11 protein-coding genes are annotated in these 15,961 nt (G+C 66.3%); 8 read left to right on the forward strand and 3 right to left on the reverse strand.

What is annotated here, in order from left to right:
- The first annotated feature begins 30 nt into the window (after positions 1-30).
- The 8 genes from B7G54_RS36975 to B7G54_RS37010 all read left to right on the forward strand — a co-directional run bounded on the left by B7G54_RS36975 (position 31) and on the right by B7G54_RS37010 (position 13,036).
- Positions 31-702: a TetR/AcrR family transcriptional regulator gene (locus tag B7G54_RS36975; RefSeq protein ID WP_085043591.1), complete on the forward strand. Its 672-nt coding sequence runs from the start codon at positions 31-33 to the stop codon at positions 700-702.
- A 730-nt stretch (positions 703-1,432) separates the two neighbouring features.
- Positions 1,433-3,088, forward strand: a complete 1,656-nt coding sequence (locus tag B7G54_RS36980) for an AMP-binding protein (protein WP_085043592.1) — start codon at positions 1,433-1,435, stop codon at positions 3,086-3,088.
- A complete protein-coding gene (locus B7G54_RS36985) occupies positions 3,085-3,972 on the forward strand; it encodes a beta-ketoacyl-[acyl-carrier-protein] synthase family protein (RefSeq protein WP_085043593.1) in 888 nt (295 codons plus the stop codon). The genes B7G54_RS36980 and B7G54_RS36985 overlap by 4 nt, the downstream gene beginning before the upstream one ends.
- Positions 3,972-5,081: a 3-oxoacyl-ACP synthase III family protein gene (locus B7G54_RS36990; RefSeq protein WP_085043594.1), complete on the forward strand. Its 1,110-nt coding sequence runs from the start codon at positions 3,972-3,974 to the stop codon at positions 5,079-5,081. The genes B7G54_RS36985 and B7G54_RS36990 overlap by 1 nt, the downstream gene beginning before the upstream one ends.
- Entirely contained in the window at positions 5,078-6,076 is a 999-nt protein-coding gene (locus tag B7G54_RS36995; RefSeq protein WP_085043595.1) for a ketoacyl-ACP synthase III, read from the forward strand. Before B7G54_RS36990 ends, B7G54_RS36995 begins: the two co-directional genes overlap by 4 nt.
- Before the next feature lie 5 nt (positions 6,077-6,081).
- Entirely contained in the window at positions 6,082-6,978 is an 897-nt protein-coding gene (locus B7G54_RS37000) for an MBL fold metallo-hydrolase (protein WP_085043603.1), read from the forward strand.
- A gap of 89 nt (positions 6,979-7,067) precedes the next feature.
- Positions 7,068-10,886, forward strand: coding sequence for an AMP-binding protein (locus B7G54_RS37005; protein ID WP_085043596.1), 3,819 nt, complete (start codon positions 7,068-7,070; stop codon positions 10,884-10,886).
- A gap of 11 nt (positions 10,887-10,897) precedes the next feature.
- A complete protein-coding gene (locus B7G54_RS37010) occupies positions 10,898-13,036 on the forward strand; it encodes an AprA-related methyltransferase (RefSeq protein WP_085043597.1) in 2,139 nt (712 codons plus the stop codon).
- Between the two features lie 178 nt (positions 13,037-13,214).
- On the opposite strand, the gene B7G54_RS37015 is transcribed toward B7G54_RS37010, so the two are convergent.
- From B7G54_RS37015 to B7G54_RS37025, 3 genes are all read right to left on the reverse strand, one after another.
- Complete coding sequence (locus B7G54_RS37015; RefSeq protein ID WP_085043598.1) at positions 13,215-14,069, reverse strand: 3-hydroxybutyryl-CoA dehydrogenase; 855 nt, start codon at positions 14,067-14,069, stop codon at positions 13,215-13,217.
- Between the two features lie 38 nt (positions 14,070-14,107).
- The gene (gene bktB / locus B7G54_RS37020; protein ID WP_085043599.1) at positions 14,108-15,301 is read right to left on the reverse strand and encodes a beta-ketothiolase BktB; all 1,194 of its coding nucleotides are present in this window, start codon (positions 15,299-15,301) and stop codon (positions 14,108-14,110) included.
- 48 nt (positions 15,302-15,349) lie between these two features.
- A partial coding sequence (locus tag B7G54_RS37025; protein WP_208864977.1) for a 4Fe-4S dicluster domain-containing protein occupies positions 15,350-15,961 on the reverse strand: 612 nt, incomplete at its 5' end.

The raw sequence follows: 15,961 nt of genomic DNA on the forward strand, positions 1-15,961 counted from the left end.
TTAGCAACGTCAAGTTTTTCCGGAGGCGGCATGGGCCGACAAAAATCAGGGCAGAACGACGCGCCCGCAGCAGCGGCCGACTCGGCGGATGCGCCGGCGCGCGCGCGGCTGGTGCCGACACAGCAGCGCAGCCGCGAGCGGTTCGAGCGCATCCTCGCGTGCGCGTCGGAAGTGATGATCGAGAAAGGCTGCGACGCGTTCCGGATGAGCGACATCGTCGAACGCACGGGCATCTCGTTCGGTTCGCTGTACCAGTACTTTCCGGACAAGGCGGCCGTGATCGGCACGCTCGCGGAGCGCTACAACGCGGCCGGGCACGACTGCGTGCGGCGCGACCTGGCCGCGATGAAGACGCTCGACGACCTGCATGCCACGCTCGCCCGCATCACGGACAGCTACTACCGGATGTTCGTCGACGAGCCGCTGATGCGCGACATCTGGCGGGCCACGCAGGCCGACCGGGCACTGCAGGCACTCGATCGGGCGGACGGGGAGTTTCTGGCGGGGTTATTGACGGATGCGCTGCGGGATCTCGCACCGGCGGTACCTGACGCGCCGTTGGCGGCATTCACGGAATTGACGATGGTGTTGATCGCTGCGGCGGTGCGGCATGCGATCGGGTTGCCGCCGAAGGCGGCGCGCAGGATTCTCGCGATGTTCAAGCGGACATTGCCGAAAGACTTATCGGCGCTTGACAGCTAGGATTTTCTCGAATCCTTGAATCTGGATTTTCAGATTTATCACTCAAAACAAAATATTCGTTAATACCATTACATGAATCAATATGGGCGCAATCCGAGACCCCGGCGCCCGAACTCCTGATTTTCCATCCAGATCGACTCAAGCCCCCGCTGCTCCCGAGAGCGCGGGGGCTTTCTCCGTTCGCGCGGGGCAAGCCACCTCGTGACGCGATGCTCGTTTCGCCTTGGTGAACTTCCCGAGGCTTTATTCAGCGCTCCGGCAATCAGACTCCATCGAAGTCAACAAAGCGCAAGATGGTTAACCGAAATCGACCAATTCAATTAAATGTCGACGCTTAATGGGATCGATTTCAACAAATAATCCCGACCATCCACTCATCCGGCCATTTACTTTCCAAGTTTACTTCCGTTAAGCTTACGGCACGATTTTTTTAAACCCACCCACTCGATCGATGAATGCCCATCCCTCAAGCAATTCGCATCAAATCGATCGATTATTGTTTATTTTTAAAATCAAATGAGATGGAATAAATCCATAAAAACCGGCAAGCCATCATGTGATTGACCGGGTTCTCCGTGCGTCGCCCGGCGACATGTGCCTGCCGCCCCGACCACGTCTCTTTGGCATCGCGATTCAGGTTGCGCGGGCCGGGCCCGGTCATATGGCCCGGCCCGCGCCGCACCGCACCGCTATCGCGGACTTCAAACTCACACTCTTGCGAGCGCTGACAATGGACGACTTTTGCCGCGCGAACTTGCCCCCTGCCGAAGATTGGCCGACGTTTGTCTTTGAGTTGCCGGGGCTGCAGTTTCCGCCGTTTCTCAATTGCGCCGCCGCGCTGCTGGATACCGCAGTCGAGGAACGGGGCTGGGGCGATCGCGTTGCGATCAGGACCGAGTCGGGCATCACGTGGTCGTATCGCGAATTGCGCGATGCCGGCAACCGGATCGCCAACATGCTGGTTCGCGATGCGGGCCTGGTGGCCGGCAATCGGGTGCTGTTGCACGGCGCCAATCACCCGATGCTGGCTGCCGCGTGGTTCGGCGTGGTCAAGGCCGGCGGCGTGGCCGTCGCGACGATGCCGAAGCTGCGCGCGGGAGAACTGTCGACCATCATCGGGCGCGCCCGGGTCACGCACGTCATCTGCGAAGCCGGGCTGTCGACCGAGCTCGACACGGCGATGGCGCGCATGCAGTGGCGCGGCGACGTCCGCCGCTACGAGACGGACGACACGGATCCGCACGCGCGCTGGCTCGACGGCTACTCAGCGGCATTCGCGGCCGCCGACACACGCGCGGACGATCCTTGCCTCATCGCGTTCACGTCGGGGACGACCGGGGAACCGAAGGCCACCGTCCATTTTCATCGCGACGTGATGGCGGCCTGCCACTGCTTTCCACAGCACGTGCTCAGGCCCAAGGCCGATGACGTCTTTTGCGGGTCGCCGCCGCTCGCGTTTACGTTCGGCCTCGGCGCACTGCTGCTGTTTCCGATCAGCGTCGGCGCGAGCGTCGTGCTGTTGCAGAAAGCGAGCCCGGAACGGCTGCTCGCCGCCGTCGACAGGCATCGGGTCAGCATCCTGTTTACGGCGCCGGCGGCCTATCGGGCCATGCTCGACCATCTCGACCGGCATGACATGTCGTCCCTGCGCAAATGCGTGTCGGCGGGCGAGGCACTCCCGTCGTGGACGCGCGACGCATGGCACGCGCGCACCGGCCTGCACCTGATCGACGGAATCGGGTCGACCGAGATGCTGCATATCTTCGCGTCCACCGGCGACACCGCAACGAAGGACGGCGCAATCGGCAAGGCGGTGCCCGGTTACCGCCTTGCCGTCGTGGACGAGCACGGCCAATGCCTGCCGCCCTACGAAATCGGCTATCTGGCCGTGCAGGGGCCGACCGGGTGCCGCTACCTGGATGACGCGCGGCAACGCGACTACGTCAAGCACGGCTGGAACCTGACGGGCGACAGCGCCTACCTGGACGACGACGGCTATCTGTTCTATCAGGCGCGCGCGGACGACATGATCATCAGCTCCGGCTACACGGTGTCTCCCGGCGAAGTGGAGCAGGCGCTGCTGCGCCATCCCGATATTGCCGAGTGCGGCGTCGTCGGACAGATCGACGAATGGGGCGGCACGCTCATCTGCGCGCACGTGGTGCTGCGACCGGGCATCGGCGGCTCGGAGGCGTTGACGACGCAACTGCAGCAGCACGTCAAGAACGTGATTGCGCCGTACAAATGTCCGCATCGTGTGACCTATCACGCCGGCAGCTTGCCACGTAACGAATCGGGCAAATTGCGTCGCGCCGTGCTCCGGCAGGCGGGTCATGGCACGACGCGCCCCCTGAATCAAACCGTCCAGAACGAACACGCCCTATGAAAATTCTCGGAGCCGCGGTGGCCATTCCGGACCCCGCGACCATCGCGCAGTCCTGCGCCAACGATTACGCGATCAAGGCAGCCAGGCAGGCGCTGCTGCAAGCCGGTTGCCTGCCCTCGGAACTGGATCTGATCGTCAGCCTGTCGATTTCTCCCAGCCGGATGGCGGACGCGCCGACGATCGCCGGGCCGCGGCTGGCGCACCCGGTGCAGCGCGACCTGCGTGCGCGACATGCGGCCGTGTTCGATCTGCTCGACGCGGACTGGACGCTCGCACTCGATCTCGCGAACAGTCATTGCAAGCAGCTCGGCTATCGCCGCGCGCTCGTCGTTCGCGCGGAGGCGCTCGCGGACGTCGAACAGGTGGCCACGAGCGGCTTCGCCGACGGCGCGGGGGCGATCGTCCTGACGCCTGCCGGCCAGGGCCGCGATCATGCCAGCCGCTACGCGGACCTCGACGCGCCCCCGTTCGCGACGCTCGACGCGCTTCCCGCCCGGCGCGTGAACGGCTTCCTGTCGCTGGCCCGCTTCGAGAGCCGGTTCGATCACGCAACCGGCCGATTCGACGCCGAACCGGCCAATGCGGCCACCGCGGTGCGCGCGATGGTCGACGCGGTGCGGAGCCGCATCGACCAGCGCGCCACCTCACTGTTTTGCGAATCGTGGTTGAGCGGATGGCCATCGATCACCATCGGCGTGGGCCGCGATTTCCACGTCGATGTCGTCGCCGGTTCGACGGACATCCCGAACCCGTTCCAGCTGCCGGCGTGGCTCTCGTCCCGCGTCGCACATTCGATGTCGTTGCGTGACGATGAACATACGGTGGTTGCGATGACGCTGGATCCGTTCAGGCCGCGCATCGCCTGCAGCACGATGGAGGTCTGATGATGCACAACGTCCGAATCGCAAGTCTCGCCTGCCGCCTGCCGGCACGCCAGGTGCCCAACGACGATCCCGTCTTCGCGGGCGTCGAGCCCATTCCGCCGGAATGGTGGCAATTCTGGGGCATCGAATCGCGCTACATGATCGATCCCGATGCCGGCGAATCCGAGCTTGCGCTGGCCGAGCGCACGGCCCGCGACGCACTCGCCCGTGCCGGCGTGGAAGCCGCCGAACTCGATCTGGTGCTGTTCAACATGACGTCGCCGTTCGTCTCGCTCGCCGACGGCCGGCGCCGTTTCGCGCCGCGGCTTGCGCGTGCGCTGCGCGACAGGCTCGGTGCCACGCGCGCGCTCGACGCCGATGTCGAGATGGAATGCGCGAGCTTCGTGCTGCAACTGCAGATCGCCGCCAACCTCATCAAGCAGGGACGGGTGAAGCGTGCGCTGGTGTGCTCGTCCGAGCGCATGTCGGCCGTGGTCGACTACGCCAGTAAATCGTCGACGAACTTCGGCGACGGCGCGGCCGCGGCCGTGCTCGTTGCCGAGCCCGCCGATCCCGACGGTGCCGATTGGCTGGATGCCGCGTATCGCAGCGATGCAGCGCACTACGACCTCGTGACGATGCAGTGGCGAAACGCCCGGGCTGCGACGGACGACGACGCGGCAACCGACGCCGACAACCCGTTCGGCGTGTATTTCACGCTCAAGCCCGAAGCGCAGGAGGCGATCTCCCGCTTCATGCCCGTGGCCATTCCCGATATCGTCGAGCGGCTGCTGCACCGGAGCGGAACGGCCATCGCCGATGTCGATGCGATGGTGTTCCATCAGCCGTCGGCGCTGCTCGTGCGCGCATGGGCGCAGCGGCTCGGGCTCAAGCCCGACCAATACGTGATTCGCGTGGCCGATTGTGCGTGCCTCGTGTCGGCCGCCGTGCCGTTTGCCCTGTACGAGTCGATCCGCGAAGGCGTGATCCGGCCGGGATCGTTGGTCGTGATTGCGGGCGCAGGCGCAGGCTGGGGCTTCGGCGCGCAATTGTGGCGCTGGGGCGAAACCGTCGTGACCGATGCGGGCGACGCCGTCGCCGCCGTGACGGCGCAGGAGGTGCAGGCATGACCGCCAGACTCGTCATCGCCGGGATGGGCCACGCGCTGCCGGACCGGATCGTCAGCAACGACGAAGTCGCCGGCATGATCGACACCAGCGACACGTTCATTCGCGAACGAACCGGCGTGGTGGCGCGACGCTATCTCGCCCCCGATCAGCACCTGGCGGATCTCGCGTGCCCGGCCGCGGAACGGGCGATGGCCGACGCCGGCGTCACCGCGCACGACGTCGACCTGCTGATCGTCAATACGCTGTCGCCGGATCATCACGATCCGTCGCAGGCCTGCTACATCCAGCCTCGGCTGGGATTGCGGGAGATTCCGTGCTTCGATATCCGCGCGCAATGCAGCGGCGGGCTCTACGGGATCGAGATCGCGCGCCATTTCCTCGCGAGCGGCCTGTATCGCAACGTGCTGCTGATCTGCGCCGAGGCCCTGTCGCGGCGAATCGACACCAGCAATGCCGGCCGCAATCTGTCGATCCTGCTGAGCGACGGCGCCGCCGCGCTGCTGCTGCAAGCGACGGACCACCCGGCGCAGGGGCTCATCGACCTGACGCTCGGCGCCGACGGCACCCAGTTCGACCTGCTCAGCACCGAAGCGCCCGGCGCGCGACGCCCACGCTTCATCGACGCAGACGACCTCGCGGCCGGCCGGCACCATTTCCGGATGAAAGGCGGGCCCATGTTCGAAGACGCCACGCGGCGCATCGTCGACGCGTGCCGGCAGATGCTCGACAAGCACCGGCTGACGCTGTCGGATATCGGCCTGGTCGTACCGCACCAGCCGAACCTGCGCATCCTCGACGCAGTCATCGGGCAACTCGGGCTGCCCCGCGAGCGGTGCATGATCTCCGTCGATCAGCTGGGCAACATGGCAAGCGCGGCGTTTCCGGTCGCGCTCGCCCTCGCGCGCGAGCAAGGCCGCATGCCGGCCGGGCAGCTCAACCTCTTCGTGACCTACGGCGCGGGCGCGACATGGGCCTGTGCGCTCTATCGGAGCTGAACGACATGCTGATCGCTTCTCCGGGGTGGATCGAGCCGCGGCTGGCTCTCGTCGGCACGGCTGACGTGCCGCTGTACGTGATCGTCAACGACGAGGCCGCGACGCTGATCGAGGGCGGCCTGAGCGGCATGACGGAGCTCGTGTGGCAGCAGCTGCACGATCTGCTGCGGGATTTCGGCGGCATCCGGCATTTGCGCTACTGGCTGATCACCCACTCGCACTATGACCATTGCAGCCTGCTGATGACGCTCAAGTCGCGCATGCCGTGGCTCCATGTATCCGGTTCTCCCGACGCGTTCGATGCGTTCCAGAGCCCGTCGGCCGGCCGAACCATCCGTCAGCTCGACGCGCAAGCGTCACGGTCGTGGCAGCCCACCGTCGGCGTCGATTTCACCGAGTTGTCCGACCTGCCGTTCTACCCGGTCAATCCGGGCGCGCAGCTCGACATCGGCGACGGGATGCAGATTCGCACGATCGCACTGCCGGGCCACAGCCGTTGCCAGTTCGGCTACTACTGCCCGCAGCTGGACATCGGTTTCGTGTCGGATGCGCTCGGCGAGTTTCACGGCGCCACCAGCTGGCTGCCGCTGGTCTTTCAGGACCTGTTTGCCTATCGGCACTCGCTGCACGTCATCGAGCAACTGCAGCCGCCGCGGCTCGCATTGGGGCACCACGGCATCCTCGACGGCGAGCTCGCCCGATCGGCCGTTCGGCACGCACGCACCTGCCTCGATGCGCGCGAGGCCGACGCGCGCGCGGTTCGCGGCAACGCCGCCGCCACGCACGAGCTGGCCCACCACTGGACTGCACGTTACGCGGCACGGAGCGAGCGCGTGGTGCCGCATTTCCTGCATCTCAAAAGCATGATGCACATGATCGATCTGTTCCATCGCGCCGAATAGCCTCCTTCGGATTCCCGCCGCAGCAATGCATGGGCGCCGCCCGGCGTCCGGCCGCTGCGCGCTGTTTTCATTCCTCTTCCGACGACATCATGACCACTGCGATCTTGCCGACCACGCTTAGCGAATTGCTTCAGAACCGGGCCGCCACGCTCGCCGACAAAACCGCCTACGTGTTCCTGAGCGGCCCGCCCGAACAGGAACAGTCCGAATCGATGACCTTCGCGGAACTCGACGCTCGCGCTCGCCGGGTCGCCGCGCTGCTGCAGCAGAACGCGATCGACATCGGCGACCGGGTCCTGCTGCTGTGCCGGCCGGGGCTCGACTATGTCAGCGCCTTCATGGGGTGCCTGTATGCGGGCGCCATCGCGGTTCCCGCCTACCCGCCGCGCAACAGGCAGCATATGGTGCGGATCGCCGGGATCGTCGAGAACGCAGGCGCGAACACGATTCTGTGTTCGGCCGAGGACCATGCGCGCTGCGCGACCTGGCTCGCCGATACCGACGCATCCGGCAGCACGCTGCTCGACGTCGGGGGCGCGCAGGTGCTGGATCCCGTGCATTCTCCCGCCAGCGTGCAGCCATCCCAGATCGCCTTTCTGCAATACACGTCGGGAACCACCGGCAGCCCCAAGGGCGTGATGGTGTCGCACGGCAACCTGATGCACAACCTGGGGCTGATGCGCGAATGGCTCGCCTATGACGAGCAGAGCACGATCGTCAGCTGGCTGCCGCCCTACCACGACATGGGCCTGATCAGCGTGATCCTGACGTCGCTCTACGGCGGCTTCCGGAGCGTGCTGATGGCCCCGGAACGCTTCATCCAGCATCCGTACCTGTGGTTGCATGCGATCAGCCAGTACCGTGCGGATCTGACGGGCGCGCCGGATTTCGCCTACCGGATGTGCTGCCGGCGGATCTCCGACGAACAGCTGGCGACGCTCGACCTGTCGTGCCTGCGGGCCGCCTATAACGGCGCCGAGTCGGTGCGCGCCAGCACCTTGACCGATTTTGCGCAGCGCTTCGCCGCCGCAGGCTTCACCGCCGACGGTTTTCTGCCGTGCTACGGGCTGGCGGAGGGAACGCTGTATGTCGCCGGTCGCACGGAGCAGCATCCGATCCGGACGCTATGCGTCGACCAGGCTGCCCTCCAGCGGCAATCCGTGGTGCTGCGCGGCGAATTCCTGGGCGTGTCGCCGCAGCCGCTGGATCGTCCGGGCGAACGGGTCCTGGTCAGCGTGGGTCGCACCGACGGCGAACAACACGTGATCGTGCGCGACCTGGAAACGAACGAGCGTTGCGCCGATCGGACCATCGGCGAAATCTGCGTGGCCGGCCCGAGCGTCGCCGCCGGCTACTGGCATCTGGACGAGCAGACGCATTCGACCTTCCATCACAGTCTGGCGGGCCATCGGGATCAGGTGTTCATGCGCACCGGCGATCTCGGCTTCATTCTGGACGACGAGCTTTACGTCACCGGCCGGCTCAAGGACATGGTGATCCTGGCCGGCCGCAACTACTACTCGGAAGACATCGAGTACGCGCTGATCGTCGGCGTGCCGGAACTCGTGCCGAACGGTTGCGCGGCCTTCATGGACGACCAGGTCGATGCGGAGCGCCTGATCGTCGTGGCGGAAGTCGAGCGCACGCAGCGCAAGGGCAATCTCGACAGCTTCATCGACGCGATTCGCCAGGCGATCTGGAACCGCCTCGACATCGGCCCGAGCGCGATCGTGCTGGTGTCGCCCGGCAGCGTGCCGAAAACGTCGAGCGGCAAGGTGCGCCGCAGCACGTGCCGCACGCAGCTGCACGACGGCGCGCTGACGATCCTCGCGCAGTGGGACGTCGAGGGCGGCGTACATACGCCCGCGCCCGATCGCCGGCAGCCCGCGCACCCGGCAGCGGTTGCCGACAAGCCGGCGGCCAACGATCGCCGGCGCGATGACAGCGCCACCGTCGACGAACTGAACGACTGGCTCAGGCACTACGCCCGCACGCGGATCGATTCGCGAACCATGGACGAGCGTCGCACCATTCCGCCGCACGTCGTGCTCGATTTCGGGAATCGGGGCCTGCTCGGCATGCCGATCGACCGTTCGCATGGCGGCCTCGGCCTCGGCCAGCGCGACATGTCGCGCGTGCTGGCGCAGCTGGCCGCGATCGACTCGACCCTCGCTTTCTTTGTCGCCCTGAACAACACGCTCGGGATCCTGCCGATCATGCAGCATGCGCAGCCGCCGTTGCGCGAGGAATTGCTGCCGAGCCTCGCGAGCGGCCGGATGCTCGCCGCATTCGCGATCACGGAGCCGGCCGCGGGCTCGCATGTGCGCGCGATCGCCTCCCGCGCACAGCGCACCGAGTCCGGCGACTGGCTGGTCACGGGGAACAAGCGCTGGAGCGGCTCATCCGCATGGGCGGGGATCATCAACGTGTTCGCGAAGCAGGCCGACGGCACCGGAATGGTCGGATTGGCAGTGCGCCCCGGCACGCCAGGCGTGCGGATCGGTGCCGAGGAGCTGACGATGGGCGTGCGCGGCATGATCCAGAATTCGCTCCATCTGGATCGGGCACGAATCAGCGACGCAAACCGGCTCGGCGATATCGGCCAGGGAATGCTCGTGGCGCAGCATGCGATGAACATTGCGCGCCTTGGCATCGCCGCCGTCTGCGTGGGCGGAATGAAACGCTGCGCGCAGCTGATGCATCGCTACGGAGCGCGGCGCCAGGTCGGCACCGGCCTCCTGCTGGACAACCCGCTGAGCCGCCTGCGCCTGGGCGAGCTGCGGGACCGCATCGACGGGCTCGGCGCGCTGGTCGAGCATCTGGCCACCGAACTGGACCTCGGCGTCGCGCTACCTGAAGACTGCCTCCTGATTTCGAAGATTCTCGGCTCCGAGCTGCTGTCGCAATCTGCTGACGAGATGATGCAGTTCCTGGGTGGCCGGGGGTATATCGAGACCAACCTGGCGCCGCAGATCTTCCGGGACGCGCGCCTGACCCGCATCTTCGAGGGGCCGACCGAAACGCTGCTGGTTCACCTGGGCAGTCGTCTGCTCAACGGAAGCGACGATTTGCTGCGCTATCTGGAGCGTGCGCTGGGCGCCGGTGCGCTGGCCAGGGAGCTGCGCGAGCTGGGCGCACAGCTGGCGCAAGACGGGCTCGCCAATGCGTCGAAACTCGACGGCGCCGCGCATGCCGCCGTCTGGGTCAACTATTGGCTCGGCACGATCGCGCAATGGGGATTGCTGCTGGCGGTGATCGAACGCGCGGCTGCACAGCAGCGCATCGGCGACGGCACGCTGCGCTGGGTGCAGAGCCAGTACGAACGCGCGATCGAGACAGCGCAACGGCAGGTCGGCCTGCGATCTGCGTTGCCCACGACAGTGGAATTGAACGACTGGGCAGCGCGCACCGGGTTCGAGATCGGCTCGATCGAGCAAACGATCCCGGGCGCAAGCCAACTCGTCGATCCGTTGCTGGACGCCCATGCCGACGCGCATTCGGTCTCCCGCGCGCCCGACGCGCCAGCCGGCGAAGACGCCGGTTCGACCGCAACCCCGATCGTGAGCGAGCCCGCAAGCCTGCTCGATCGCCAGCAGGTTCATGCCGTCGAACAATGGCTCATCGCGTGGCTGGGCGAGCGCCTCAAGCACCGCAAGCTTCGATTGACGCGCGAGTCGACGTTCGCCGAAATCGGCTTCGACTCGATCCTCGCCGTCGAAATGACGATCGTATTGAGCGAGACGTTCAGCGTGACCGTCGATCCGTCCGCGGTCTGGGACTACCCGTCCATTCGCGCGCTGGCCGCCCATCTCGCGCCCCGGACTCACGGCGCCGCGCCGGCGGTTGCCGCCGCGCACGCCGATTCGGATGCGTCTTCATCCATTGCAGCCCAACCTTCGACCCTGTGAGACCGCCCAACATGCACGCCCGATTCGACCTTGGTGATTCCACCACCGCACTGGCCCGGCAGCTCGAACACTATCTCGACGCCTATCCCGACGAAACACGCACGTTGCTCGGCCTGTCGGCCGGCACCAAGATCGGCGTCGAGGTGCTCGACATGGAGCTGCCGGTCAAGCTCGAGCAACACACGCATGCGGCCACGCTGCGCATCGGCCGACACGACGCTCAGCGCGTGATGGCCTATACGCGCAGTTGCAACTGGGCGAACGGCATCGTGCTGGTGCCGACGCTGGCGCGCCTGGTGTTTGCGGGCGCGTTCCACGGCCTGCGGGCCGGCACGCCCCGCGCGATGCGCACGTTCGCAACGTCCCGCCAGCCCGACCCGACCCGTAACCTGGGGGTTCTGTGGGGCGCCCTCAACCTGTTGAGCCTGGCAGGCTGGCTGACCCTCGATCGCGGCGACGAAGACGCCGAATATGCGCTCACCCCGGCCGGTGAATATGTCGTCGCGTGCGTCGAGCACACCCGTCCGCTGTTCGAGCAACTGGCCAATGCCACGTCGGTGCTCCAGCATCTGCACGCCCTGTGTCATCGAACGCGCATCGCGGCCGACGACAGCGTGCTGTATGCACAGCTCGCGCGGATCTGCGTAGCGGGTTGGCCGGAGCTTCCGATTCCGGCCACCGATCTGGAGCGCCAGGTGAATGGACAGCTGCGCACGGCGATGGACGGCCTGTTGCTCGGCCCGACCTGGGTCGCGCTCGATATGCCGGTGTTCGACAGGCAGCCGGATGGCCAGTACTCGCAATCGGCGCCCGGCATCCTCGCCAGGCTCGACAAGCAGCCCGACGGGGTCGCGGTCGGCGCCTGGACGCAGGCTGATCCTGTCGTGCTGCACGCGGCATGGGCGCTGATGTGCAAGTTCGGCATGGCGGAAATCGATCGGGAAACGGTGCGCCTCACCGAGTCGGGCCGGATTCACCGTCCGATTGCCGCCCCTTACGCGGGGTTGCCTGCGTCCTATCTGCGTTCGTATGCGTTGCTCGACGAACTCCTGTTCCGCAACCCCGATCCGCTCGATATCGATCGCGACGGCCACATCGATCGCGTGATGAACGTGTATGCGTCGAGCGGCGCCGGGTCCGGGCCGGCGTCGCAGGAAATCACGACAAAAATCCTGCGCGCGCTGTTCGACGACACGCCGCTGGATCGCCAGCCGGCCGGCATCGCCGACATGGGCTGCGGCGACGGCAGCGCGCTGAAGCGCCTGGCGGAATACGTCATTACGTCGACGCGGCGCGGCCGGCACCTCGCGGCCTATCCGCTGCTCGTGATCGGCGCGGACTACAACGAATCCGCGCGCGGCCGCGCAGCCGCCACGCTGTCTGCGCTGAAGGACATCGCCGGCGTGCAGGTACGCGTGATCGCCGCCGACATTTCCCAGCCCGACCGCTACGACGAAGCCGTGGCCGAAAGCGGCCTGACCGTCGGGCAGCCGGACGGCAGCGTGCGCCCGGCGCGACTGAGCGACCTGTTGCATACCTTCATGTTCCTGGTCCACAACCGCCGGCTGAGCGTCCGTCGCAAGGACGCCGCCGAAGCGATCCTCGAGCGCCATCTCCGCACCGTCGATCGAGCACGCCTGCGCGCGGTTATCGATCAGCACTATGCGGGCGTCATGACGGTATCGAATCAGGCCGAGTTGCCGATCGCGCTCGACCAGATCAAGCGGGCGTTCAAGGTGGCGTACAGCGATGCGGAAGGCCTGGTTCCCGGTTACGTGGCGGCGGCGGATCTCATCGATTTCCTGACCCGCTGGAAGCGCCACGCGAAGCACGGCTTTCTCATCGTGGAAGGGCATAGCCCGTGGGCGGAGAACCTTTGCGCGCGTGCGCCGGGCGGGCCGGACACGTGGTTGCGCACCGAGCAGCTTCCGTCGGTGTTCAACTGGGGCATGCATTTCGTGTCGCGTCAATTCATGGCGCCGTTCAACGAATTCACACTCGCGTTGACCCTGGCCGGCCTGCGCCCCGACAGCCCGATTTACGGGCGGATTCATCCGGAGGGGTTCCCGGCGCCGGATCTGCTGAGCGACTATCGGTTCTTCAGCATCGCGAACTATGTTGCCGATCCCGTCGACACTGTTTCCGCCTGACGATCCGTTCGGTGCCACGCAGCGTGCGGCCACGCCGCGCATGGCGTAAAAAAACACCCCGGAGGCTGGATCGCAATCCAGCCTCCGGGGTGCCGTCCCGATCCGTACTGCGGACCGGTTTCATGAAAGCCCTGGATTCACACAGGAACCTCCATGCAACCGGTACCCGGCTCGTGCATCATGCGCTGTAGTCGTACACCCCACGCCCGGCCTTCCGCCCGAGCCTTCCAGCCGTCACCATCTCGCGCAGCAGCGGGCACGCGCGATACTTCGGATCGCCGAAGTCCTTCACGAACACGTCCATCACCGCGAGGCATACGTCGAGGCCCACGAGGTCGGCCAGCGCGAGCGGCCCGATCGGGTGGTTCGCGCCGAGCTTCATCCCCGCGTCGATCTCCTCGGCCGACGCGATGCCTTCAGCCAGCACGAAGAACGCCTCGTTGATCATCGGCACGAGAATCCGGTTCACGACGAAGCCCGGTGAATTGCGCACGCCGATCGGCGACTTGTCGAAACGCTCGGTCAGCTCGCGCACCGCCGACGCCGTCGCGTCGCTCGTCTGCAGCCCGCGGATGATCTCGACGAGCGGCATCAGCGGCACCGGGTTGAAGAAGTGCATGCCGACGAAGCGCGCCGGATCGGCGAGCGGCGCCGCAAGCGCGGTGATCGAGATCGACGACGTGTTGGTCGCGATGATCGCTTCCGGCCGTGCGACCGCCTCGATCTGCTTCAGGATGCGGCCCTTCAGCTCGACGTTCTCGGTCGCGGCTTCGATCACGATATCGGCCGCTGCCAGCTTCGCGTAATCGGTCGACGTCGTGATGCGCGCCAGCGCCGCATCGCGCGTGGCTGCGTCGAGCTTGTCCTTCGACACGAGCCGCTCGAGGCTGCCCTTCAGCGTCGCGATGCCCTTCTCGAGCGCGGCGTCGCTGACGTCGATCATCACGACATTGAGTCCTGCAACGGCGGCGGTCTGCGCAATGCCGTTGCCCATGGTTCCGGCGCCCACGACGCCGACAATTTCGATGGCCATGAAATTTCCTGTGTGTTCGGGTGCTGAGCGTTCGATTATCAGATGTTCTCGAAGATCGCCGCAATCCCCTGGCCGCCGCCGATACACATCGTCACGAGCGCGTAACGCCCGCCGATGCGCTTCAGTTCGTACAGCGCCTTGACCGTGATCAGCGCGCCGGTCGCGCCGATCGGGTGACCGAGCGAGATGCCCGAGCCGTTCGGGTTGACCTTCGCCGGATCGAGGCCGAGCTCCTGCGTGACCGCGCACGCCTGGGCCGCGAACGCCTCGTTCGCCTCGATCACGTCGAGATCGGCGATCTTCAGGCCCGCGCGTTCGAGCGCCTTCTGCGTGGCCGGCACAGGGCCGATGCCCATATACGCCGGATCGACACCCGCGTGCGCATACGCGACGAGGCGGGCGAGCGGCTTCACGCCCTGCGCGCGCGCGGCGTCCGCGCTCATCATCAGCACGGCTGCGGCCGCATCGTTGATGCCCGATGCGTTGCCGGCCGTCACGGTGCCGTTCTCTTTCGCGAACACCGGGCGCAGCTTCGTGAAATCGTCCGCGCTCGCGTCGTGACGCACGTGCTCGTCGGTGTCGAACGCGACCTCGCCCTTCTTCGTGCGGATCGAGATCGGCAGGATCTGGTCGTTGAAGCGCCCTTCCGCGATCGCGCGCGCCGCGCGACGATGCGATTCGAGTGCCAGCGCATCCTGCGCGTCGCGCGAGATGCCGTACTTCGCCGCGACGTTCTCGGCCGTCACACCCATGTGGATCGTCTGGAACGGGTCGTGCAGCGCGCCGAGCATCATGTCGACGAGCTTGCCGTCGCCCATGCGCTGGCCGAAGCGCGCGGCCGGCACGGTGTACGGTGCGCGGCTCATGTTTTCCGAGCCGCCGCCGATCGCGACGTCGGCGTCGCCGAGCATGATCGTCTGTGCGGCCGACACGATCGCCTGCAGGCCCGAGCCGCACAGGCGGTTCACGGTCAGCGCGGGCGTGTGCTGCGCCACGCCGCCATTGATCGCCGCGACGCGCGCGAGATACATGTCCTTCGGTTCGGTGTTCACGACGTGACCGAACACGACGTGCCCGACCGCATCGCCCGGCACGTTCGCGCGCGACAGCACTTCGGCGACCACCTTTGCACCGAGGTCGGTCGGCGAAAAATCCTTCAGGCTGCCGCCGAAATCACCGATCGCGGTACGGACACCGCTCACCACCACGACTTCTTTCGCTGCATTGCTCATCGTCTCACTCCGGTTCGTTCGCGCCCGCAGGCGCGGGGATGCGTTGCGTTACATGTTCGGGTAATTCGGCCCGCCGCCGCCTTCCGGCGTGACCCACACGATGTTCTGCGTCGGATCCTTGATGTCGCACGTCTTGCAGTGCACGCAGTTCTGCGCGTTGATCACCAGCCGATCGCTGCCGTCGTCGTTCTTCACGAATTCATACACGGCCGCCGGGCAGAAACGCCCCTCCGGCCCCGCGTACGTGCGCAGGTTCACGTTCACCGGCACGTTCGCATCCTTCAGCGTCAGGTGCGCCGGCTGGTTCTCCTCGTGGTTCGTGTTCGAGATGAACACCGACGAGAGGCGATCGAACGTCAGCTTGCCGTCCGGCTTCGGATACTCGATCGGCTCGCATTGCGATGCCGGCTTCAGCATCTCGTGGTCTGCGTGCTTGTGGTGCAGCGTCCACGGCACGTTGCCGCCCATCACCTTCTGCTCGAGCCCGACCATCAGCGTGCCCAGGTACAGCCCCTTGGCCATCCACTGCTTGAAGTTGCGCGCGCGGTACAGCTCCGTGTACAGCCACGATTGCTTGAAGGCGTCCGGGTACGCGTTGAGTTCGTCGCTCTGGCGGCCGGCCTGCACCGCGTCGAACGCGGCGTCCGCCGCCAGCATGCC

Source organism: Burkholderia puraquae (assembly GCF_002099195.1).
Taxonomy (GTDB): Bacteria; Pseudomonadota; Gammaproteobacteria; order Burkholderiales; family Burkholderiaceae; genus Burkholderia; species Burkholderia puraquae.